Origin of the sequence: Corynebacterium cystitidis (genome assembly GCF_900187295.1) — a bacterium.
Lineage (GTDB): Bacteria > Actinomycetota > Actinomycetes > Mycobacteriales > Mycobacteriaceae > Corynebacterium > Corynebacterium cystitidis.
Genome location: NZ_LT906473.1, coordinates 1480694 through 1503431, shown reverse-complemented (window position 1 = coordinate 1503431; position 22738 = coordinate 1480694). Strand labels below are relative to the sequence as shown.

Sequence of the window (22738 nt, the reverse complement as noted above, 5' to 3'; positions counted from 1 at the left end):
AGGGATGGTCACAGGGATGGCTGAGGTCATGGCCATTATTAATCGCACTCCTGATTCTTTCTATGACAAGGGGAAGACGTGGGGGCTAGACCAGGCCTTGGCGCGTTGTGATGAGGTTGTCGCGCAGGGGGCCACCATCGTCGACGTGGGCGGGGTGAAAGCTGGCCCAGGCGACACGGTGACCCCCGCTGAAGAGGCTGACCGGGTGGTACCACTGATCGCACAGGTGCGCGCCCGCTACCCCGAGTTGTCCATTTCGGTTGACACGTGGCGCGCGGAGGTGGCCGAACTCGCAATCGCGGCGGGGGCGAGTTTGATCAACGATACTTGGGCAGGCTGGGATCCAGAGCTTGTCGAAGTCGCCGGGGCCCACCGGGTGGGATACGTGTGCTCCCATACTGGTGGTGTGACACCCCGGACGCGTCCACACCGGGTGCGTTACGACGACGTAGTAGCCGACGTGATTGCGGAAACAACGGCTTTAGCACAGCGGGCGGTGGATGTAGGAGTTCCTGAACGGGCGATCTTCATCGACCCTACCCATGATTTTGGGAAGAACACCTTCCACGGGTTGGAGTTGTTGCGCCGCATCGACGAGATTGTCGCTACTGGGTGGCCGGTACTCATGGCGCTGTCGAATAAAGACTTCGTGGGTGAAACTGTAGACCGCGGCGTCGGGCAGCGCGTCGCCGGGACGCTTGCCGCTACCGCATGGTCCGCCGCGCGCGGAGTCGCCGCCTTTCGGGTTCACGAGGTTGAAGAGACCCTCGATGTGATCAGAATGACGGCCGCTATCCAGGGCACTATCGCACCACTCAACACCACGAGGGGTTTGGCATGACAGAAGATGCTTCAGCTGAGCCGCCCGCAAGCCTAAATCATGTCAACTTGGAACACGTAAGCGTAGTGATCCCCGCGCTTAACGAAGAAGATACTGTCGGCGGAGTGGTAGAAGCCGTGGCGTCGGAAAGCCCTGGCGAAATTCTGGTGATCGATTCCGACTCCACCGATTCCACCGCCGCACGCGCGCAGACTGCGGGCGCCCGCGTGCTCAGCTGGCGGGAAATCGCGCCCCACATCGAACCACGGCCAGGGAAAGGGGAAGCCCTCTGGCGTGGGGTGGTGGCCGCACGCGGCGAGATAGTGGTATTTATCGACGCGGACCTGACTGCCGTACCGGAGGCGATCGTGCAGAAACTGTCAGCACCGCTTGCCGACGACAGCGTGCACCTTGTGAAAGCGGACTATTCGCGCACATTTCACGGGCAACCCACTGGGGGAGGACGCGTAACGGAACTGACCGCTAAACCATTGCTGAGAACGTACTTCCCGCACATCAAACACATCAACCAGCCTTTGGGTGGAGAGTACGCGATTCGCCGCAGCTCTGCGTTAGCGTTACCGTTTGTAGAAGGTTACGGGGTGGAGGCCGGGTTGCTGATCGACTGTGCGCAGCACTGGGGTTCCAAGGCAGTAGCACAGGCATCCATCGGGTCGCGCCAGCACCGCAACCGACCACTAGGTGAGCTTGCCCTCATGGCAGACCTTGTCACACGAACAATTTTAGGCCGTGCCGGGGTCTTGCCTAACAGTGTCGAACCTCCGCGCCAGCGCAGTGCGTGGAACACGCTAGGAACACGCTAGGATAGGCACCATGCTGTCGTGGATCCTGCTCATTATCGTTGTGCTCGCGTTGATCGTTGTGGGCACGTGGACGTTTGGCCGGATTTTTGGGCGCGGGGAGCTCCTGCCGCCGATGGAAGAGTCGCAGAGTGTGATCGCCAACAACCGTCAGGCTGTGCGTGACGGGCGGATCGACGACGTTGAACTGGAAGTAGTGCCTCGCGGTTATCGGCAAGACCAGGTTGACGCGCTCATCGAAATGCTGATGGATCAGCGGGTAACCAGCACTGATGAAAGATTTACACCCACAATCGACAAAAAGGGCTAAAATGGGTAGGGTCAATCGTTTGCAGTGAAGGAGACTGTCCCTATGGCAGCAATGAAGCCAAGAACCGGTAATGGTCCTATGGAAGCGGTCGAAGAGTCCCGTAAAATTGTGATGCGCATTCCCTCTGACGGCGGTGGTCGTCTGGTAGTGGAGATGAGCAAGGAAGAGGCAGCCGAACTCGGCGCGCTTCTCACCGAGGCTGCAGGCTAAAACCCAAGCTAACACATAAAAACTCAAGAATATCGTCCGTAGTCCTTCGGGCGGGTAGGCTCACAGGCATGCTTTCTGATATTGCACACCTGTTGGCAGATCCCTCCGATGGCACCCGTTTAACTGGGGCGGACGATTTTTCGCGCCTAGTCTCCGAATCCGGACACTCCTATGACGTGGCACGTCAAGGCTATGTCACGCTGGCTCCAGGTGCTGGCCTCAAACATCAAGGCGACGATGCCGCAATGGTTGCTTCCCGCGAAACATTCCTGTCTCAGGGACACTTCGCACCCTTCGTCGAAAAAGTTTCTGACACCGTTCACGACGTGTTGGACGCCGCGCTTGGCGACGACGACCGCAGCCCAGCACTACTCGAGGTAGGGGCAGGAACCGGTTACTACCTGGCACACACCTTGGACGCTGTGGAGGGGGCAGTAGGAATCGGTCTGGACATCTCGGTCCCGGCGGCAAAACTTCTTGCCAAATCCCACCCGCGGGTAGGGGCGGTAGTGGCTGACGTGTGGGATGGGCTGCCTGTGCGTACGGGCAGCATCGACGCGATCACGGTGGTGTTTGCACCACGCAACCCTGCAGAATTCGCGCGGGTTCTCACCGATGGTGGTGAAGTGATCGTGCTCACCGCTGACCGTGGGCACCTGGACGAACTGCGCCAGCCACTGGGGATACTGTCTGTCGAAGACGGAAAAGTCGAGCGCATGATTGAGCAAGCTCGCGGGCATCTCGACGTTGTAGCAAATCCGGAGTTAGTGGAGTTCCCGATGAACCTAGACCGGGCATCCATCGCAGCCCAGGTGGGAATGAGCCCATCCGCCCGCCATATTGAGCCTGCTGAGCTGGAGCAACGGTTAAGCGCCCTGCCAGCAACAATGACTGTTACCGCCAGGGCGCACGTGACCAGGCTGAAGAAAGCGGGCCACTAACTTACGTTACGGGGCTGGGCGACGGCTCCACTCACTGTGGATCACAGCATCGCCGTCCTTGGTAACGCGTAGCTCCACCACTTTCGACTCGGCGCGGACGCGGCTCGCCATCACCACAGCGCCGCCACCTGCGTACACCTCTAGGGTGTTGCCGTCGACGAGCACAGACACGCTGTCCTCGTCTTCGTCGTGCAACGCAGCGACTGCAGGCTCATCGAAACCGCGGTCGAGTGTTAACTCATCGCCGGAGTGGGTTATGGTAGCCACGGTCTTGCCACTGGAATCAATCAGCTCGACAGTGATTGACGAACCGACTGGTATATCGCACAGCCCAGACCAAAAGCGGGCCCGCCGCGACGAGGCGACAGCGTCCGGCAAACCAGTCACCGGTGTCTGGAACAGTTTGCCACCTTGCAAGCTCACCTCACGTGGAAGCGACAAGGCGTTAGCCCAGCCCTCTTCCTGCCAGGTGCGCTGCTGGGTGGCATCGTCGCCACGCCCCACGCCGTTGAAGAGGCCGAAGATGTAGGCGTAGTCGTACCGGCTCTCCTCGGCTACCGTTCCCGGGGTGAGGTTGGTGTTACGAGGACGGGTAAAATCGTGGCCCGAGTCAATTCGTGTGAACGGGGTAATCACTGTAAAGACGTTACGCTCAAGGCGTCCGACGAGGTAGCCCGAACGGTCCAGCCCATCGCACTCCTGGGTGGCCAAGAGAACATCGTAGATTTTCCCGTCCACCTCATCGCGCAGTCGAATGATACGCGGGGCCACGATGATGGCATCGTTGTCGAGCCCGGATTCCCCCTGGAAATCAACTTTTCCGACAAGGTTCCAATCTTTGCCGTCAGGAGACTCAAGGACCACCGGACGAGGTGCTTCCGGTTCACCAGTACTTGTGACCATCAGCCAGCCCTGGTGTCCCTGATCCCGATCATCGTTCGACTCCCAATCCGGAATCACACACGGAGAGCGGAACCGGGAGTAGTCCTTCGTGTCTGAAATAACCACGCCGGCGCGGTGCACCGTCGGGTCAAGCGCCAAAGGATCGTCAGTGACTTCGGTAAACGAACCAACCTCTTCAGCATGTGCAATCTGGATGGAGGTGCCCGCGGCGGTGACCGAGGTGAAGAATAAATCGGCACCACCGTTGTGGGGGACAACAGATCCTGCGAGTGTATTCAGCTCACCACCGCGAGGGGCGATGACATCAGGGCACTCAACCCACTCGAATGGGCTGTCCTGGGACACTTGGTGGCCCCAGCGTGCGCCCTCATCAGGATTGGGCCGATACTGGTAGAAAATGTGCCAGTCATCACCATCGCGCAACATTCCAGCTGCGGCTTCGAGAATGCCAGCCTCCGCTGTGACGTGCAGTTCTGGACGTAAAGAAGTCAAAAGATACCTTTCCGCCTGGCTAGAGCGCGGCTAGATCAGGGACTTGTAGATGTCTACTGTTTGCTGGGCGATTGTCGCCCACGAGAACTTGTCCTTAGCGCGGACAAGGCCGGCCTTACCGAAAGCTTCAGCCTTCTCACGATCAGCCACCATAGCGTTAACTGCCTCCGCGATGTCGCGCTCGAAAGTTTCGGTATCGTTCTCGTCGTAGTGGACCAGCGTACCGGTTTCTCCGTCGACGACCACCTCGGGGATGCCACCGACATCAGAAGCGACAACCGCAGTGCTACACGCCATAGCCTCCAAGTTGACGATACCTAAGGGCTCATAAATCGACGGGCAGACAAAGACGTCAGCCATGGAGTACACCTCGCGAATCTTATCTCCAGGCAGCATGTCTTGGACCCAAATGACACCGTCACGGGTGTTCTGTAACTCTTCGACGAGTGCCTGAGTGCGCTCAGCGATCTCTGGAGTATCCGGGGCTCCAGCACACAGCACCAGCTGCACGTCCTCATCGAAGTGCTTGGCAGCCTTGATGAGGTGCTCCACACCCTTCTGGCGGGTGATGCGACCCACAAAGGCTGCGATGGGCTTCGACTTATCCACGCCGAGCTCATCAGCGATATCGCCTGCGGTAGGGAACCAGGTCTCGGTGTCGATCCCGTTGAGCACCACGTGAACGCGGTCTGCGTCGATACGCGGATAAGCTCGCAAGATCGCGTCCTTCATGCCGGAGGACACAGCGATCACAGCATCGGCGTACTCCATGGCATTCTTTTCAGACCACAATGACACGTCGTAGCCGCCGCCCAACTGCTCACGCTTCCACGGGCGATCAGGTTCGAGCGAGTGTGCCGTAGCGACATGGGGGATGCCATGCAATTTGCCAGCCAAGTGGCCGCCAAGGCCGGCGTACCACGTGTGGGAGTGCACAACATCAAGGTTGTCCGCGGCGTGCGCCATACGCAGGCCAGTAGATAGGGTTTTGATCGCACCGTTGGCATCAGACAGTTCCGGGTCAACGCCGTGGACGTATACGCCTTCTGCGTCGCGTGGCTCACCCATGCAGTGGACATCGACAGTAACGATGTCACGCATGAAGCGGGTCAGTTCGGTGACATGGACGCCGGCACCGCCGTAAACCTCGGGTGGATATTCTCTGGTCATTATTCCGACTCTCATGACCTCGAGAGTAGTCGTGAAAAGTGATTAGTGCAGGCGCTTAGCATTCTTGAGTCACAGGACGCCCGATAGGGATTAGGTAAATTCGGAGATGTTTTTTCCAATCGATCAGTAGCGCGCCAGGATAGATGCAGGTTACAATAGGCGCGAAGGGTGAAACATCCCACAAAAGTGGGATGGTTTGGTATGCGACGCACATTCGCCCTGCAAAGAGTCGCGGAAATCAATAGGATTGATAGTGTGAAGTCCAAGTCAAATGTTCTAGCCATTGTCCTAGCCGGTGGTGAAGGCAAGCGCCTTTACCCCCTAACCGCTGACCGAGCAAAGCCCGCCGTTCCGTTTGGTGGCAACTACCGTCTCATCGACTTCGTGTTGTCCAACCTCGTGAACGCCGGCTTTCTCAAGATCGCGGTGCTTACCCAGTACAAGTCCCACTCGTTGGACCGCCATATCGCAACCGCGTGGAACGTCTCGGGCCCAACTCCGCAGTACATTGCCTCCGTGCCTGCCCAGCAGCGGCGCGGTAAGCGCTGGTACAACGGCTCGGCCGATGCGATCGTGCAGTCCCTCAACCTGATCTACGACGAGAAGCCTGACTACGTCATCGTCTTCGGTGCAGACCACGTCTACCGCATGGACCCGGGCCAAATGCTCGACGACCACATTGCTTCCGGCAAGCAAGCAACGGTGGCTGGGATCCGCGTTCCTCGTGAGGAGGCGACCGCTTTTGGTGTTATCCAGGCTGATGACGATGGCACCATCACTGAGTTCCTGGAGAAGCCAGCGGACCCACCGGGAACCCCGGATGATCCAAACGCCGCATTTGCATCGATGGGTAATTACATCTTCTCCACCGAAGCTCTTGTGCAGGCTCTGCTGGAAGACGAGCAGAATGACGAGTCTGAACACGATATGGGCGGCGACATCATCCCATATTTCGTCAGTAAAGGTGAAGCCAACGTCTATGACTTTTCCAAGAACGAAGTCCCAGGCGCAACCGAGCGTGACAAGGGGTATTGGCGTGACGTTGGTACCATCGACTCGTTCTACGAGGCACATATGGACCTGATTTCGGTCCACCCAGTGTTCAACCTCTACAACAAGTCCTGGCCAATTCACTCCACCGAAGACGGCAACCTGCCACCGGCGAAGTTCGTCCAAGGCGGCATTGCCCAGTCGTCGATGGTTGCCCCAGGATCGATCATTTCTGGTGCGACGGTGCGTAACTCTGTTGTCTCCACTGATGTTCACGTGGAAGAAGGCGCAACCGTTGAAGGATCGGTGCTGCTACCAGGTGTCCGAGTTGGACGAGGTGCGGTTGTTCGCCACGCAATCCTTGACAAGAACGTGTATGTTTCTGACGGTGAGATCATCGGCGTCGACAATGCACGCGATGAGGCGCGCTTCAAGATTTCGCCGGGAGGCGTTGTGGTAGTGGGCAAGAACGAAGTTGTTTAACAAACACCGCGCTTGACGACGACAACGGCCCGCTTTCCTTCTCCAAGAAAAGGAAAGCGGGCCGTCACGCTGCGTAGCTGGATGTTTTTGCGCACTTAAGCCTTGCGCGTCACCAAAGTTAAACCGGCCCCCAGAGGCAGGCGAGTGACAATAGCCTGGTCAAAAGCTTCCACTAACTGATCGACTTCACGGGCAGCTTCGGTATCGCGGTCGCGGCGGGTTTCGTCGGCAAGCGTGCCATCGAGCAACGCATCCGGAATCACCAGTGTCCCGCCAGGTGTAAGCAGTGTGTACGCTTCCGGCACCAAGGTTGGTAACTCCACGCTAGGGGCATCTACATAGACCAACTGGTACGAGCCTGCGGCAAGCCGCGAGATCACATCAGACGGCCGAGACGGCAGAAATCGGGCCCGCGACGAAGGGTACCCGGCCTCGCGGAAAGTTGCTTTAGCGCGATTTTGATAATCCGCCTCAGGGTCGATGCAGGTAACAGTGGTTTTTCCTTCCAGCCCTGCCAGAATGTACAGGCCCACTACTGCGGCTGCTGGGGTGATGGCCACCGCTCCAGCGGAATCAGGATGTGCTGAGGCTGCAGTTAACGTAGTGAGCAGCCGTCCGGTGGAGTCGTCAGGAATGCTTAAGCTGTACTCGGCGGCATCGTCACGCGCGACTGTTAGCGATTCGGGCAAGTCAGTCCGCGACTCGATATAGCTTTGGATGGCACTAAATGCAGTATTACTCACAAGCTTTAAGTCTAGGGTGTTTAGGTCCCTGGTGGGGGAGCCACGGTGAAAAGCCCCCAAATAGCGGGTTCACAGGAATATATAAGAACAAACATTGGTGTTTGGCAATGAAATCAGTCAAAATGGTAACCATGCGCGATGATGACACTGCCGTAACCGAAACTTCGGTATTCCACGATGACGTTGCGGCGGAAGCTGATGCGGGAGAAGTATTGGAGGGCACCGCCGCGTTTGATGCGGGGCTAGGCGAGATGCCATCGTGGGCCGAGCTCGTCTCCCAGCACGCCGATAGTGTGTACCGCCTCGCGTTCCGCTTGTCGGGTAATCAGCACGATGCGGAAGATCTCACCCAAGAAACTTTCATGCGTGTCTTCCGGAGTCTGAAGAACTACCAGCCCGGCACATTTGAAGGGTGGCTGCATCGCATTACCACCAATCTGTTTCTTGACATGGTGCGTCATCGCAACAAAATTCGGATGGAAGCGCTTCCTGAGGATTACGAGCGTGTGCCTGGAACAGATATGACTCCCGAACAGGCCTACACTGTGTCTAATTTGGACCCGGCGTTGCAAGAAGCTTTGGACCAGATGGGCCCTGACTTCCGCGTGGCAGTGGTCCTCTGTGATGTTGTGGGCATGAGCTACGAAGAAATTGCTGAGACGCTCGGAGTGAAGATGGGTACGGTCCGCTCGCGCATCCACCGTGGACGTACCCAGTTACGTAAGTTCCTGGAGGCCCAGGCAGTAGAGGACGAAGAAGTACAGATTTTGCTGCGCACGCGCTAAGAAGGCGTATCCAAAGTAGCTAGATGTAGATGGAAGTAGCTGGAAAGAAGCAGGCAGGAGGAGGTCGACGTGACGGCTAAGAAACCCGTTCCGATGCGCCGTTCTTTGCGGCGACGCCTGCGTTTAGAGATCAGCTCAATTGACCATCTCAGCCCTGAAGCGGTAACCGCATTTGTGGACGGCGAAATGTCCGAGGCTGCCCAGCACCGCGTCCGCGTCCATATAGTGCATTGCCCGCAATGCCGCGAGGAAGTGCATACGCAGCGTTCCGCCGCGGAAATCGTGCGCGGATCCAATGTGGAGGAGGGTGTGCGCGCACCCCGTGGCTTGGTGGAGCGGCTGGCGCAGATTGCTTTGGACCCGGAGGCCCAGCAGGCACGCAATCAGCCGTTGCACTCACCTGTTGATCAGGCACGTGAGGGGCTTGAGAACGGAATGCGTTCGCTGTTTCGTCGAGGCTAATGGGCTACGATCGGAGCGAGTCACTAAATGAGACAGTGCGCCCGGATCGTATTAAGGTGGACGTGTGTTTGACAGTATCGGCTGGATGGAGATTTTCTTCATCATCATTATTGGCTTCGTTATCATTGGTCCGGAAAAGCTGCCAGGAGTAATCGAAGATATCAAGGCTGCGATCTACGCCGCCCGCAAAGCCATTAATAACGCTAAGGCCGAGCTTAACGACGATTTCGGCGAGGACTTTGAAGAGTTACGCAAGCCTTTGAACACTGTCTCCCAGTACGCCGCGATGGGTCCGAAGCGGGCCGTGGCGAAAGTGTTGTTCGATGAAAACGAGGACTACTTAGACCAGTTCGATCCGAAAAAAATGATGGAAGACGATCCGGAGGATCACACTGGTTCGGGAACTGCGAGCCAGAATAAGCTGCGCCGTGCAGCACGCGACAACCACCGCACGGGCGACTCCACCACTGCTAGCGATGGCAAGAAAGACGATAAAGGCGATTATTCCACTGGTGGCGGATTCTCCTGGGAAGATATTACCTAGATATCACCTAAAAGTTGCGCCGTTGAGGTTGCCGGCCCGGCCGTCGAAACGCGCTAGCGACCTGCCACACCCAGGTTCAGAGATTTACCCGCCAGTGAATCTTTGCGCACGATGAGCTTCTCGACGATGTGGTTGATCGCTTTCGCAGCCTCACTGGTGGGGTGGGACAACACCACGGGGGTGCCCTCGTCGCCTTGTACGCGCAGCTGCGGATCCAACGGAATGGAGCCGAGCAGTGGTACTTCTCCACCGGTCAGGGCAGTGAGGCGATCCGCAACTTTCTGGCCACCGCCTTGGCCAAACACGTCCACGAGGCTGCCGTCCGGCATCACCATTGCTGACATATTTTCGATCACGCCGGTGACACGCTGGCGGGTCTGCTGCGAGATGGAGCCGGCACGCTCAGCTACCTCTGCCGCCGCCGCTTGCGGGGTGGTGACAATCAGCAGTTCCGCGTTGGGAACTAGCTGAGCCACGGAAATAGCTACGTCACCGGTTCCTGGTGGCAGGTCCATGAACAGCACATCGAGGTCACCCCAGAAAACGTCAGCGAGGAACTGTTGGAGTGCGCGGTGCAGCATCGGGCCACGCCACACCACAGGGGAGTTGCCCTCGACAAACTGTCCGATAGAAATGTGCTTCACGTCGTGGGCGATCGGGGGCATGATCATATCCTCGACCATGGTGGGGTTCTGCCCAACCGAGCCCATGAGTCCGGGAATGGAGTGGCCGTAAATATCAGCATCCACGATGCCAACCTTCAAGCCCTGATTGGCCATGGACACAGCGAGGTTCGCGGTCATGGAGGACTTGCCAACGCCGCCTTTGCCAGACGCTACTGCAAACACACGGGTAGTAGACCCAGGCTGTGCAAACGGGATAACAGGCTCAGTAATATCGCCACGTAGCCGCTGTCGCAAGGCCTTGCGCTGTTCATCGGTCATCGCACCCATGGTGACGGTGACCTCACCTACACCTTCGAGGTCTTCTAACACTGCACGTGTGTTGGATTCGATCGTGTTGCGCATCGGGCAGCCGGCGATGGTGAGCAACACCTCGACGGAGACATGGTTGCCATCAATCTGGATGGAATTGACCATGTCCAGCTCGGTGATCGGCTTGCCAATTTCGGGATCCTCTACGCGGGAGAGCGCGCTGCGGACAGCGGATTCAGTCAAAGCAGTCATTGTTGTCCTTCAGTATAGGGCAGAGCTGGAGACACAAACACCTGAAGATTTAGCGGTCCGTGGGTTTCGCATTCAGATCGCCCTGAATAGGTTCGGCTAGATCGTGGTAGCTTTCATTGTCTTTCGCGGCGGCATCGTCCAACTTGGCCTCGATCCGCTCGAGGAGCCCTTTCACATCATCAAGTTCGTGGCGCAGGTAGTCGCGGGAGACCATGTCGCCCATCGCCAGGCGCACGCTGGCTAGCTCGCGGGCAAGGAACTCGGTATCAGCCTTCGTTTGCTCATCCCGGCGACGGTCAGCAGCAAGAGTCACCTTGTCGCGGTCTTCCTGGCGGTTCTGCGCCAGCAGAATCAGTGGCGCGGAGTACGCCGCCTGCGTAGAAAATGCCAGATTAAGCAAGATAAAGGGATAAGGGTCCCACTGCCACCAGAACCCGCCGATATTCAACGCAATCCACAGCACCACCACCACGGTCTGCCACATCAAATAGCGGCCTGTGCCGAAGAAGCGAGCCACTTTTTCCGCTGCGGCACCGATGGTTTCGTCGTCGAGGCGAATCAGGCGGCGACGCTTAGCGCCCACCGGCGTTTCCAGATCAGAACGGTTGTACTCAGCCACGTGTTGCACCTCGCTGTGGTCGCAGGTCGTCTTCGCGCCAGTTTTCAGGCAGCAAATGGTCTAACAGGTCATCAACGCTGACGGCACCAAGAAGGTGGCCGTCGTCGTCAAGCACCGGCCCGCACACCAGGTTATAGGTAGCAAAGTAGCGGGCGGCGGTCTCCTCAGAATCATCCGCGTACAGCTGCGGAAGGTCGGGGTCAAGGATGCCACCGATCAACGTGGAGGGCGGTTCGCGTAGCAATTTCTGAAGATGCACACAGCCCAAGTAACGTCCCGTCGGGGTGGCAGTGGGAGGGCGCACGACGAACACTAACGATGATAAGGCGGTGGTCAGGTCAGGGTCACGCGCCAAGGCCAGTGCTTCGGCCACCGTGGTTTGTGGGGTTAGGACGAGCGGCTCCGGAGTCATGAGCGCTCCTACTGTTTCCGGGGAGAAACTCATCAAGCGGCGCACGGGTGCAGACTCTTCCGGATCCATCAGCTCAAGGAGAACCTCGGCCTTGGAATCGTCGAGTTCTTGGAGAATATCGGCAGCGTCGTCTGGGTCCATCTCTTCCAGAACGTCCGCAGCGCGTTCAATGTCCATTTCTTCGAGCAGTGATTTTTGGTCGTCTTCGGGAAGCTCCTGGACTACGTCCGCCAGGCGCTCGTCGTCAAGCTCGCGCGCTAGCGAATGCCGAGTTGTTTCAGGCAGATCCGACAAATAATTTGCCACGTCCGCGGGGCGCATATCATCAAACATGGCGATGTGCTCGGCCACCTGCTGCTCAGACACCGTGCTGCTGGGGACTAACCCCTCCACCGAGGCCCACGGCACAGTGTGGAGCTGTGGAGAACGCCCAAACTTCGGCCGATCGGTGAAGACCGCTGCTTTAGAGACAATCCAATCGCGGGTGCGTGTCCGTTCGATTTCCAGATCTGCTACCTCACAGGCTTTGCCGTGGAGCTCTTTGAAATCAGGGTCATTGGTGTAGATGCGGGTACCGATGACATCGCCGAGGATCGTCTGCTCACCTGCGCGCACCCGGAACGTGCGCATCGACACCGACCCTGTCGCCAGCGTGATATCTGCAGGGTCGATGGAGGCCACACGCAGCATCGGGAGGAAAATCCGCCGTTTGTTCACCAACTCGACTACGAGGCCGAGCACGCGCGACGGCTGGGGGTAAGGCCGGAGCGTAACGACGACATCTCGCACACGGCCAATCACTTCGAAGTCAGGGCCACGGACTTGTAAACCGGATAGCCGGCCAGCGTAGAGACGAGTAATGGAACTCATGAAAAATAGTGTAGACGGGCGGGGAACAAATTCTGCAGCTGAGCCGTTGTCTTAATGGAAGTACCTAAGAATTTTCAAATATTTTGGAGGATTTTTCTAAAAATGACTATGAATCAAAACGCTCGTCAACTTCGTCAGCGACCAGCAGGCTGGCCCGTCGGGAGCTTCAACACCTACGCTGAGGCTCAAGCTGCTGTGGACCACCTTTCGGACCGTGAGTTCCCCGTTGAAGACCTAGCTATCGTCGGTGTGGACCTCATGGAGGTAGAAAAGATCACCGGCCGCCTGACCTGGGGGCGTGTGCTTGGTGGAGGTGCGCTTGCCGGCGCGTTCTGGGGCCTGTTCTTTGCCCTGTTCTGGATCATCCTCAGCGTTGGTTTCTGGACCCCTTTGCTCACCGGCATCATTATGGGTGCCATCTTCGGCCTGATCTTCGCAGCCATCAGCTACGGCGCAACTGGTGGGGCGCGCGACTTCTCCTCACACACCCAGATCATTGCAGGCCGTTATGACGTCCTGTGCGCATCGCAGCGTGCAGCAGAGGCACGCGACCTCATCGCCGGAATGCAGGGCGCAGCTCCGCAGGCAAACCAGCCTGCACCAGGTGTAGATGAGCCACGCACCGACGAGACCCGGTAGGATCAACACTCTGGTCTATTCTAGACCGAAGTTTTCCCCGCGGACGAAAGGATGCATCAGTGCCCACCATGCAGCAACGCACACAAGAACGGCACACATGGCGACGTGTAACAACAGCCACCGCATCCGTTGTAGCCGCGGGGTTAGTGTTTTCAGCCTGTAGCTCCAACGCACCCTCGACGGATGTGCAGCTGAGCTACGACGCCCCAATCTCAATTTCTGTCAACGCCTCATCGAGCGAGCAAATGGTTCTCGGTGAGCTTTATCACCAAACTTTGCAAGACCAGGACCGCAACTCCAACGTGTCTGTTGAGATAGACCCGAAGGCGCAAGACCGCATGGCGCGACTGCAGCGCAGCGAAGTCAACTTCATTGTGGGCTGCACCGGCGAACTGCTAGGGACAATGAACACTACTGCAGCAGGGGAGATCGTCGACGAATTTGGCCTTGAAACTGACTCCAGCACTGGTCTGACAGCCAATGATGGCGAGCTTTCACAACGCACCTACGATGAATTTGTTGGTTCGCTGCCGGGCAACGTTGCAACAACGGACCCGTCTCCGGCTGAAGGTTGCGAGGGTAATGAGTTTGACAGCCTGCCGCAAAATATTGTCCCTGTGTTCCACAAAGGGTTGTTTACCCGGGGTGAATTAGACGCGATTAACAGTGTCACGCGTTCCTTGTCCACGGATGAGCTCGACAAACTCGTCACGCGTGCGCGTCGACAAGGCTCAGTTTCGGCAGTGGTGTCAGATTGGCTCAGCTCATCCAACTCGGCCTACAAACTGAAAGACCGGAATAGCGACCATGACAACGAGAAAGGCCGCGCCTGGCAGTGATTGTCAGGCGCGACCTACTCCGCAGTGATTACTTGGTCTCCTTGGCGAAAGCCTCGTCGATCAGCTGTTTTTCTTCCTGCTGGTGCACCTTGGTCACACCAGTTGCGGTGGTGGACTGCGCGCGGCGCGACACGCGCTTGAGCTCTGGCAGGTCAGGCAGGAATGTCTTGAGGTGCTCCTGGTAGAACGGCCATGGGCCCTGGTTAGCAGGCTCGTCCTGGACGAAGCGCAGCTCCTTCATGTTCGGGTAATGCTCGAATGCTTCTCCCAAACGGTTGAATGGGATTGGGTGCAGCATCTCGATACGAACAATGGCGACATCGTCACGCTCATCCTTCTGGCGACGCTTCTCCAACTCGTAGTAGATCTTGCCGGAGCACAGCAGCACAGTGGTGACCTTGTCGGTGTCTCCGACCTTCTTGTTGTTGACATCAACCAGGTTCGGGTCATTGATCACGGAGCGGAAGGACTTCTGCTCCGTGAAGTCAGCCGGTTGGGAGACCGCAGCCTTGTTACGCAGCATGGACTTCGGGGTGAACACAACCAGTGGTCGCTTCATCTGGCCGAGAGCCTGGCGGCGCAGCAGGTGGAAGTGGTTAGCCGGGGTGGTGGGCTGAGCCACGGTCATCGAACCTTCAGCGCACAGCTGTAGGAAGCGCTCGATGCGAGCAGAGGAGTGGTCTGGCCCCTGGCCCTCGTAACCGTGAGGCAGCAGCAGGATCAGGCTGGACAGCTGGCCCCACTTGGTCTCACCGGAGGAGATGTACTCGTCGATAATTGTTTGGCCGCCGTTGGCGAAGTCACCGAACTGTGCCTCCCAAGCAACAACCGCATCCTCGTTGCCCACGGTGTAGCCGTACTCAAAGCCCATACCAGCGAATTCAGTCAACGACGAGTTGTACACGAGGAACTTACCGCCGTTGCCGGATTCCACTGCGTGCTGGTGCAGCGGGTTGAAGCCCTCGCCAGTCTCTGGGTCAAACAGCACCGCGTGGCGCTGGGTGAAGGTACCACGCTGGGAATCCTCACCAGCCAGGCGAACCAGCTTGCCCTCATCAGCGGCAAGGGAACCGAAGGCCAGCAGCTCGCCCCAAGCCCAGTCGATGTCGCCCTCGGTGGCAGCGCTGCCGCGCTTCTTCAGCACGGAGCCAACACGCTTGTTCGGTGTGAACTCCTCAGGCAGATCTGCGTAAGTTTCGGACAGAGCCTCCAGGGACTCCTGAGTGATGGAGGTATCCAGACCCTTGGTGAGCTCCTGGGAGTGGGTGATGCCGGTCTGTTCGCTCGGCTTCCCCTCAGTGGCCTTGACATCTTCGAACACTGCGTCGAGCTGCTCATTGAAGTCCTGCTCCACGATCGTGATTTCTTCGTCAGTCAGCTCGCCACGGCCAATAAGATCATTGGTGTAACGGGTCCGAACAGAATCGTGGTTGTGGATCTTCTCGTACATCTTCGGTTGGGTCACCGTCGGGTCATCAGCCTCGTTGTGGCCACGCAGACGGTAGCAGATCAGGTCGATGAAGACGTCCTTGCCAAACTTCCGGCGGTACTCCGTAGCCAGGCGAGCCACCCACACAGCGGCCTCTGGGTCATCGCCGTTGACGTGGAACACAGGGCAGTCGAAGCCCTTGGCCAAGTCGGTGGCGTAGTAGGTGGAACGGCCAGATTCCGGGGTGGTGGTAAAGCCGATCTGGTTGTTCACGATGACGTGGATGGTGCCACCGACGGTGTAGCCCGGCAGTTGAGACATGTTCAGGGTCTCTTGCACCACGCCAAGTCCGGCAAACGATGCATCGCCGTGCAGCATCAACGGTACAACGCTGTAGCCGTCTTCTGCCTTGCCCTTGTCCAGGATGTCCTGCTTAGCGCGTGCCAGGCCGACCATCACTGGGTCTACAGCCTCAAGGTGCGATGGGTTCGCAGTCAGGGTGACCTTGATGTCGTTGTCGCCGAACATCTGGACGTGCTCGCCCTCGAATCCGAGGTGGTACTTCACATCACCGGAGCCACCCTGCTGGCCCGACTGCATGTTGCCTTCGAATTCGGTGAAGATGGTGCGCACCGGCTTGCCAACGATGTTGAACAAAACGTTGAGGCGGCCACGGTGCGGCATGCCGATAACAACCTCGTCTAAGCCCTGGCCCGCAGCGGTGTCAATGACCGCGTCCATCAATGGGATCAGGGTTTCGGCACCTTCGAGGGAGAAGCGCTTCTGGCCCAGGTACTTTGTCTGCAGGAAGTTCTCGAACGCCTCTGCAGCATTGAGCTTTTGCACAATGTACTTCTGCTTAGCGCTGGATGGCTTCGGCATGCCTGCTTCGAGACGATCCTGCAACCATTCACGCTCGTCGCGGTCCATGATGTGGGTGTATTCCGCACCAACATGCAGGGTGTAGGCGCTACGCAGGCGGGTAAGCACCTCGCGCAACGTCATCTGTTCTTTACCGCCAAAACCACCAACATGGAAAGTGCGGTCCAAGTCCCACAGGGTCAGGCCGTGTGTTTCCATATCTAGGTCGCGGGAATCAGGCTTGTTCAGGCCTGGCTGCTCCCAGCGGATTGGGTTGGTGTCTGCCATGAGGTGGCCACGGGAGCGGTACGCCTCGATTAGCTGCATCACGCGGGTGTTCTTATCCAGTCCAGTATTTGGCTGGTCTTGAGCCCAACGCATGGGAGCGTACGGGATATCCATGGACTCAAAGATCTCATCCCAGAACTGATCGTCGACAAGCAGCTGGGAAATATCGCGCAGAAACTCGCCAGATTCCGCACCCTGGATCACGCGGTGATCGTAGGTGGAGGTCAAGGTTACGAGCTTGCCAACGCCCAACTCAGCCAAGCGGTCCTCAGATGCACCTGCGAACTCGGCGGGGTAGTCCATCGCACCCACGCCGATAATGGAGCCCTGGCCCTTTGTCAGGCGAGGGATCGAGTGGCGGGTGCCAATACCACCTGGGTTGGTTAGCGACATGGTCACACCCGAGAAGTCATCAAGCTTCAGCTTGTTCTCGCGAGCGCGGTCGACGATGTCCTCATAGGCATCCACGAATTCGGAAAAGCTCTTGGTCTCGCACTCCTTGATCGCTGCAACGACCAGCGCGCGAGAGCCATCCTTCTGAGGAAGATCAATAGCCAGGCCCAGGTTAATGTGCTCAGGCTGGACCACAAATGGCTTATTGTCCTTGAGCTCGTAGCGCACGTTCATCGCTGGGTGGATCATCGCAGACTTCACGATGGCGTAACCCAGGATGTGGGTAAACGAGATCTTGCCACCGCGGGTGCGCTTCAAGTGATCGTTGATCTGTGCGCGGTTTTCAAACATCAGCTTGACCGGCATGTCGCGCACGGTGGTCGCGGTAGGGATGGACAAAGACTCGTCCATGTTCTTCGCAATGGCCTTAAAAGTGCCCTTCAGCTGCTTCTCACTAGCTTCAGGCTGTTCTGCGATGTTATCCAGCGGGCTCTTCTTTGGCTTCCGGGTCTTCGCCACCGGCTTGGCTACCTTCGCGACGGCCTCCTCAACCTTGGTTTCGCGAGACTTCTGTTTTTCGGAGGGAGACTGTGCAGCCCCGGCACCTGCGGTTGGTGCGGTTACGTCCTTGGCGGTTTTTGGGGCTCCGTTCTTTTCAAAGAGTTCCCGCCACTCAGAATCCACGCTGGATGGATCCTTCTGGAACTTCTGGAACATCTCGTCAACCAGCCAGGTGTTTTGGCCGAAAGTACTAGCGCTGCTCACGGCAGATGCTCGCCTCATTTCTTGGTGCGTTGTGATGGTTGTCAATCGACTTTAATTGCCCACCGGACCAGTGTGTGAACACGGACAGATGAATGCTGCACTAAACCAGTCTACTCACCCCCGTTAGTGGTTAGTTTGCCACATTTGGGCATACCTTCCGTCTTGGCGTAAGAGGGAGTGATGCGACCCGTCCTCGATGATACGTCCCTTGTCTATCACGAGTATGCGATCAGCCCTTAAAGCGGTTGCGAGGCGATGTGCCACAATCACCGCGGTGCGCCCAGCAGCGGTTTTGTCCGAGGCCTCCAACACCGCTTGCTCGGTAGCCGGGTCCAAGGTGGCGGTCGCTTCGTCGAGAAGCACGATCGGCGCCTGGACCAGTTCGGCTCGTGCCAACGCGACGATCTGTCGTTGGCCTGCAGAAAGGCCGCGCCCGCGCTCGCCGATGGGGTGGTTGAAGCCGCCAGGAATTGCCGCGATAACAGGCAGGGCACCAATGTCGGCGACGGCGCGTTCAACATCCTCGTTTGTGGCACCGTCGACCCCGTAGGCAATGTTTTGCGCCACCGTACCTGGGAAAAGGTAAGACTCTTGGGGTACTTGGGCAACGGCGCGACGCCACTGGGCGACGCCGAATTCAGAGATGTCAGTTCCTGACGCGGTGACTGCCCCCGAATCGGGGTCATAAAACCGTGCGATGAGTTTTACCACCGTAGATTTTCCAGCACCTGTCGGGCCTACCAAGGCGACGGTTTCACCGGGATTGAGGGTAACCGAAAGTTGGTGAATAATATTCGGCTTGTCGCCACGTGCGTCTTCCTCGCTATAGCGGAAACTCACCCGGTCCAACTCGATAGGGCCAGCAGCTGCTGCCCGCGCCCCTGGCGTCCGCCCGTTGTCGGGAACCGTAGTGGTCGTCGCTAAGAGCTCAGAGATTCGGTGCAGGCTAACTGTCGCTTGCTGCCAAGAATCGAAAAGCTGTCCCAGTTGCTGGATCGGGCCATAAAGTTGGCCAAGATACATAGTGAATGCAACCACCACACCCACGGACAGGTCGCCGGCAGCTACCCGTGTCGCGCCAACACCAATGACCAGCGCCGTCATGATCTGCGAGATCGCCTGCATGCCAGGAAAGTACAAAGCCACCAACAACTGGGATCGCATACGCAGCCGGCGGTACTTGTTGGAAGCCTGGGCAAACAAGTCGTGGGTCCGGGTTTCAAGCAGGTGCATCTGGCTGGTGCGAATCCCTCCGATCAACTCAGAGAACTGTCCGTTGACAGCAGAAACCTGCGTGCGTGCAGCCGTATAGTAACGGCGCGACAGCACACGGAAAACAATGGTGACCACCACGATCACGGGCACCGCGGCGAGGGCCACCAAGGTCAGTGAACCGTCAGTAGCCACGAGCATCACGCTGACACCAGCAAGGGTGCCCAATGCCACAATGGCTTGGGCAAGGCCGGTCTGAAGGAAGCTAGACAGCGTATCGATGTCGGTAGTCATCCTTGTCAGAATGCGCCCGGAAAGATGGTTTTCAAAGTAGCTCAATCCCAGCCGTTGCAGGTGGGCGTAGCTGCGCAGGCGCAGCCCGTACAGCAGGCGTTCGCCGGAGCGGGAAGCTAGCACCGTCATCCACGCGTTGGAGAGCCACGACAGCACCACCACCACGCCTGCCAGACCTGCCACAAGCCAGAGGGTCTGCTTGTCTTCTGCCACGATGCCGCGGTCGATCGCTGCGCGCACCAAAGTAGGAAATGCGAGGTCTGCGACAACGCCGACAACCAGTAGAGCGACGACCGCGGCAATGAGGCCACGCACCGCGGTGATCAAGCGACGGGAACGAAATGACGAATCGTTCCGCGTTAGTTCTTGGACATCCATCTGGGGTTGTTCATCGGCGTCCGGCAGGGCGGCCACGCGGGCCTTCAAAGCGTCGGTCTCGGTGATGACGGCACTGTAGCGCGACCCGGTTGCGGTAATGCGGGGGCCAGAATCGGGCTTTTCGACGTCCGGCCAGAGTTCTTCGCGGGTGGGAGTTGGAGGGGTGGGGAGCTGCTTTCCCGGTGCCATGAGAGCCGCGTACTGTTCGGTCGATGTGATTTCTTCACGTGGCCCATCGGCCACAACGCGGCCGTTTTCCACAATGAGGACTCGGTCAGCACGGTCGACAGTGGACTGGCGGTGAGCAACCGTGATGACGGTGGTTTCGCGTAGTTCAGCGCGGAGATTGTCGAGGATAGTTTTCTCATTTTCGGCGTCAATGGCGCTGGTGGCGTCGTCGAGAAGCAGCACTTTCGGGCGGGAAAGAAGAGCCCGGGCCAAAGCAATGCGCTGGCGCTGGCCACCGGATAGTGTTAGTCCGCGTTCACCGACCACGGTGTGATACCCGTTGTCGAGTTCGTCGATGAATTCGTCTGCACGTACTAAGTGCGCAGCATGTGCCACCTCAGCTTCGGTGACGTCATGGCCCATCGCGATGTTGTTGAAGATGGTGGTGGAAAACAGAAATGCCTCGTCAAAGACACATGTCACCGCAGTGCGGATCTCGTGGGCAGGCAAACGTTCGTAGGGATAGTCTTGGGGTCCGACAAGTGCAATCGACCCAGAGTCAGGAGAATAAAACGCCCCAGCGAGCTGCACCGCCATGGACTTGCCGGCGCCGGGGCCACCGACCACGGCCACGGTTTCTCCTGGGGTTACCCGCACCGTAAAGCCATCGAGGATCCGGTGGCCAGCGGTGGAGAACTCCACCTGGTTGAACGCGATACCCAAGGGCTCGTCGTCAAGCGACAATGGTTGTGACGGGTCGCTGCGCTCTGGGCGCATCTGTAAAACTTCGTCGAGGCGGTCGACAGAGCTCATGCCCATCTGGATGATCACGTACGTGTTGGTGAGCATGCTCATCGTCGCAGTCATTGAGGTGAGGTACGCCGTAAAGGCGACGAATTCGCCGATGGTGATAGCACCGTCAATAGCAAGAACGCCACCGACGACGATAGTGATGACGAGCGCGAAATTAGGCAGCTGGGACAGCAATGGCCGAAAACGTGCCGTGAGTTTCGCTGCCCGCATTTTCACGGAGTACAGGCGGCGTCCCAACCGCTCGAGCGTATCGACGGCGCGATCCTCGCGCCCAAAGGCCTTGACCACGCGCACACCGGACACCGTCTGCTCGACGTGCTCCGCTAAGTCCGCGCTGGCCTGTTGATTTTCCCATGTGGCTGCGTACAGGGTTTTTCGGGACCGGTTAGCCACCCACAGGATTAATGGGAGAAATGCCAGCGACAGCACGGTGAGCGGAATGCTCACAGTCAGCATGATCGCAACCGTGACCAGAAGCTGAATCGTGCGTGAGACTGCAAGCGGGCCCATGGCCAGCACCGCCTGAAACTGGTTGAGATCACTAATAGAGCGCGACACGATTTGGCCAGTCACGATACGGTCCTGGCCTGGCCCGTCCAACGCGTTGAGCGAATCCAACACTTCTACCCGTAAGAGGTGTTGTGCACCGATGGAAAGCTGGCCGGCGGACCAGCGACGGATAATTTGGGCAAAGTATTGGACAAGCGCGATACCCACCATGAGCCAGGCAATAGTGGGAATAGAGCCGGTAGCCACACCAGTGGCCACATCAATCACCTGCCCAGTCAAGGCAGGAACCGTGACTTGGAGCAGGACTGCCAGGATCGCGCTAGTAAACGCGAGTGCAGTAACCCACGGGCGGCGAGACACGATCCGCGCGATAAGCCGCGCACCACCACCAGCCGACGTTTGCACCAACAGCCCCCATTAGCCCACTTACTATTTACTATTTACGTTTGAAGCGATCCATAACGCCCCCGACGACATCGCCGACGGCATCCTGCGCATGACCAATAACAGCCTTGACCTTACCCTGCGTGCCCGACTTGTCTTCCTGCTTGGTCAAACGCGCCAGCTCTTTTTCCTCTTCGGCATCAATGTCCTCGTTTTCTACGACGGGTTCAATTTCGGTGAGGAAGTTCGTCGGTGTTGCCCCGAGATTTTCTGTCACGTTATCAATCACGTTATTAGCTAGCTTTCGGTTAACAAGCGTGCCCGCCACAGCTCCCAACCCGAGAGGAAGCAGCTTGCCAATCCACGCGGTGGCAAAACGTCGGGTGACGCGCTTCAAGGCGAAACGCATCAGACGATTATTCACCTGCTTGAGCTTGGGGGCGGAAAAACGCGACAGGTTTGACACCAAAGGAACACCAGTAGCGGCATCGCCTACGAGGGCTTCTACAATTGCGGTGCCCTTCGACCCTAGCAACACCACCAGGACGAGCGCACGACGCCGCTCCGGGTCAGAGATATCCACTCCACGCAGGTACGCACTGGCAACCGTGTAGACAGCAGCGAAGTCTAAGAAAACCACGGACTCGCCGGCGACAGCCGCAGCGCCGGTGAAAAAGCCGATTCCGGGGATGGCTGCCGCCGCCCCCGCTCCGGCGCCTGTTCCTGACACCGTTGTTAAGAAGTGCTTGTCCATGATCTTCTGGAGCTCAGCGGGTGAGGCATCTGGGTTCTTGCGACGGAGACGGTCAACATAACGCTTAATGGTGCCGCCCTGAATATGTACGGCCTTATCCACCGCGTTGATCAAAGCCCGACCGATCGGCCCAGCGTTGTTCTCAAGCTCTTCCACCGTTCGAGCATCTGTACCGATAGCGTCCAAGATCTCCTCCTCAGGCATCGAGCCGTGGGTAAGCTGCTGGTGATCGTCGTTTCGTACCAAGGT

General features: G+C 58.1%; 20 protein-coding genes. 11 read left to right on the top strand and 9 right to left on the bottom strand.

Annotated features, from left to right (window positions below; translation table 11 throughout):
• The first annotated feature begins 16 nt into the window (after positions 1-16).
• The 5 genes from folP (at position 17) to CKV99_RS07000 (ending at position 3102) form a co-directional block, all read left to right on the top strand.
• Positions 17-841: a dihydropteroate synthase gene (gene folP, locus CKV99_RS07020; RefSeq protein WP_177178102.1), complete on the top strand. Its 825-nt coding sequence runs from the start codon at positions 17-19 to the stop codon at positions 839-841.
• Complete coding sequence (locus CKV99_RS07015; RefSeq protein ID WP_092256931.1) at positions 838-1644, top strand: glucosyl-3-phosphoglycerate synthase; 807 nt, start codon at positions 838-840, stop codon at positions 1642-1644. Before folP ends, CKV99_RS07015 begins: the two co-directional genes overlap by 4 nt.
• Positions 1645-1654: 10 nt before the next feature.
• On the top strand, positions 1655-1951 hold the full coding sequence (locus CKV99_RS07010) for a cell division protein DivIVA (RefSeq protein WP_092256934.1): 297 nt from the start codon (positions 1655-1657) through the stop codon (positions 1949-1951).
• A 42-nt stretch (positions 1952-1993) separates the two neighbouring features.
• The gene (locus CKV99_RS07005; protein WP_018580917.1) at positions 1994-2161 is read left to right on the top strand and encodes a DUF3117 domain-containing protein; all 168 of its coding nucleotides are present in this window, start codon (positions 1994-1996) and stop codon (positions 2159-2161) included.
• 68 nt (positions 2162-2229) lie between these two features.
• Entirely contained in the window at positions 2230-3102 is an 873-nt protein-coding gene (locus CKV99_RS07000) for a methyltransferase domain-containing protein (RefSeq protein ID WP_092256936.1), read from the top strand.
• 6 nt (positions 3103-3108) lie between these two features.
• On the opposite strand, the gene CKV99_RS06995 is transcribed toward CKV99_RS07000, so the two are convergent.
• Complete coding sequence (locus tag CKV99_RS06995) at positions 3109-4497, bottom strand: GH32 C-terminal domain-containing protein (RefSeq protein WP_092256939.1); 1389 nt, start codon at positions 4495-4497, stop codon at positions 3109-3111.
• Positions 4498-4527: 30 nt separating this feature from the next.
• Positions 4528-5682: a glycogen synthase gene (gene glgA / locus CKV99_RS06990; protein WP_092256942.1), complete on the bottom strand. Its 1155-nt coding sequence runs from the start codon at positions 5680-5682 to the stop codon at positions 4528-4530.
• A 231-nt stretch (positions 5683-5913) separates the two neighbouring features.
• On the opposite strand from glgA, the gene glgC reads away from it, so the two are divergent.
• The gene (gene glgC / locus CKV99_RS06985; protein WP_373369977.1) at positions 5914-7140 is read left to right on the top strand and encodes a glucose-1-phosphate adenylyltransferase; all 1227 of its coding nucleotides are present in this window, start codon (positions 5914-5916) and stop codon (positions 7138-7140) included.
• Between the two features lie 95 nt (positions 7141-7235).
• Here the strand turns inward: glgC and CKV99_RS06980 are convergent, their stop codons facing one another.
• Positions 7236-7883: an O-methyltransferase gene (locus tag CKV99_RS06980; protein ID WP_092256947.1), complete on the bottom strand. Its 648-nt coding sequence runs from the start codon at positions 7881-7883 to the stop codon at positions 7236-7238.
• A 131-nt stretch (positions 7884-8014) separates the two neighbouring features.
• On the opposite strand from CKV99_RS06980, the gene sigE reads away from it, so the two are divergent.
• The 3 genes from sigE (at position 8015) to CKV99_RS06965 (ending at position 9674) form a co-directional block, all read left to right on the top strand.
• Entirely contained in the window at positions 8015-8668 is a 654-nt protein-coding gene (gene sigE / locus CKV99_RS06975; RefSeq protein ID WP_092257346.1) for an RNA polymerase sigma factor SigE, read from the top strand.
• A gap of 69 nt (positions 8669-8737) precedes the next feature.
• The gene (locus tag CKV99_RS06970) at positions 8738-9130 is read left to right on the top strand and encodes an anti-sigma factor family protein (protein ID WP_231910210.1); all 393 of its coding nucleotides are present in this window, start codon (positions 8738-8740) and stop codon (positions 9128-9130) included.
• A 64-nt stretch (positions 9131-9194) separates the two neighbouring features.
• Complete coding sequence (locus CKV99_RS06965; protein ID WP_092256952.1) at positions 9195-9674, top strand: Sec-independent protein translocase family protein; 480 nt, start codon at positions 9195-9197, stop codon at positions 9672-9674.
• Between the two features lie 53 nt (positions 9675-9727).
• Here CKV99_RS06965 and CKV99_RS06960 read toward each other — a convergent pair whose 3' ends face one another.
• Genes CKV99_RS06960 through CKV99_RS06950 form a run of 3 tightly spaced genes read right to left on the bottom strand, consistent with a single transcriptional unit; the run spans position 9728 to position 12762 of the window.
• The gene (locus CKV99_RS06960) at positions 9728-10861 is read right to left on the bottom strand and encodes an Mrp/NBP35 family ATP-binding protein (protein WP_092256955.1); all 1134 of its coding nucleotides are present in this window, start codon (positions 10859-10861) and stop codon (positions 9728-9730) included.
• Between the two features lie 49 nt (positions 10862-10910).
• Complete coding sequence (locus tag CKV99_RS06955) at positions 10911-11480, bottom strand: DUF1003 domain-containing protein (protein ID WP_092256961.1); 570 nt, start codon at positions 11478-11480, stop codon at positions 10911-10913.
• Positions 11473-12762 carry a magnesium transporter MgtE N-terminal domain-containing protein gene (locus CKV99_RS06950; protein WP_092256964.1) on the bottom strand — a complete coding sequence of 430 codons (1290 nt, stop codon included), beginning with the start codon at positions 12760-12762 and terminating at the stop codon, positions 11473-11475. The genes CKV99_RS06955 and CKV99_RS06950 overlap by 8 nt, the downstream gene beginning before the upstream one ends.
• Positions 12763-12864: 102 nt before the next feature.
• On the opposite strand from CKV99_RS06950, the gene CKV99_RS06945 reads away from it, so the two are divergent.
• Complete coding sequence (locus CKV99_RS06945) at positions 12865-13401, top strand: general stress protein (RefSeq protein WP_092256966.1); 537 nt, start codon at positions 12865-12867, stop codon at positions 13399-13401.
• A 185-nt stretch (positions 13402-13586) separates the two neighbouring features.
• Positions 13587-14240, top strand: a complete 654-nt coding sequence (locus CKV99_RS06940; RefSeq protein WP_143063405.1) for a type 2 periplasmic-binding domain-containing protein — start codon at positions 13587-13589, stop codon at positions 14238-14240.
• 28 nt (positions 14241-14268) lie between these two features.
• Here CKV99_RS06940 and CKV99_RS06935 read toward each other — a convergent pair whose 3' ends face one another.
• From CKV99_RS06935 to CKV99_RS06925, 3 genes are all read right to left on the bottom strand, one after another.
• Positions 14269-17976, bottom strand: coding sequence for a multifunctional oxoglutarate decarboxylase/oxoglutarate dehydrogenase thiamine pyrophosphate-binding subunit/dihydrolipoyllysine-residue succinyltransferase subunit (locus CKV99_RS06935; RefSeq protein ID WP_092256970.1), 3708 nt, complete (start codon positions 17974-17976; stop codon positions 14269-14271).
• 123 nt (positions 17977-18099) lie between these two features.
• Positions 18100-21756 (bottom strand): ABC transporter ATP-binding protein, encoded by a 3657-nt coding sequence (locus CKV99_RS06930; RefSeq protein WP_092256972.1) that lies wholly within the window; start codon positions 21754-21756, stop codon positions 18100-18102.
• Positions 21757-21787: 31 nt separating this feature from the next.
• Entirely contained in the window at positions 21788-22693 is a 906-nt protein-coding gene (locus CKV99_RS06925) for a hypothetical protein (RefSeq protein WP_092257349.1), read from the bottom strand.
• Positions 22694-22738 lie beyond the last annotated feature (45 nt).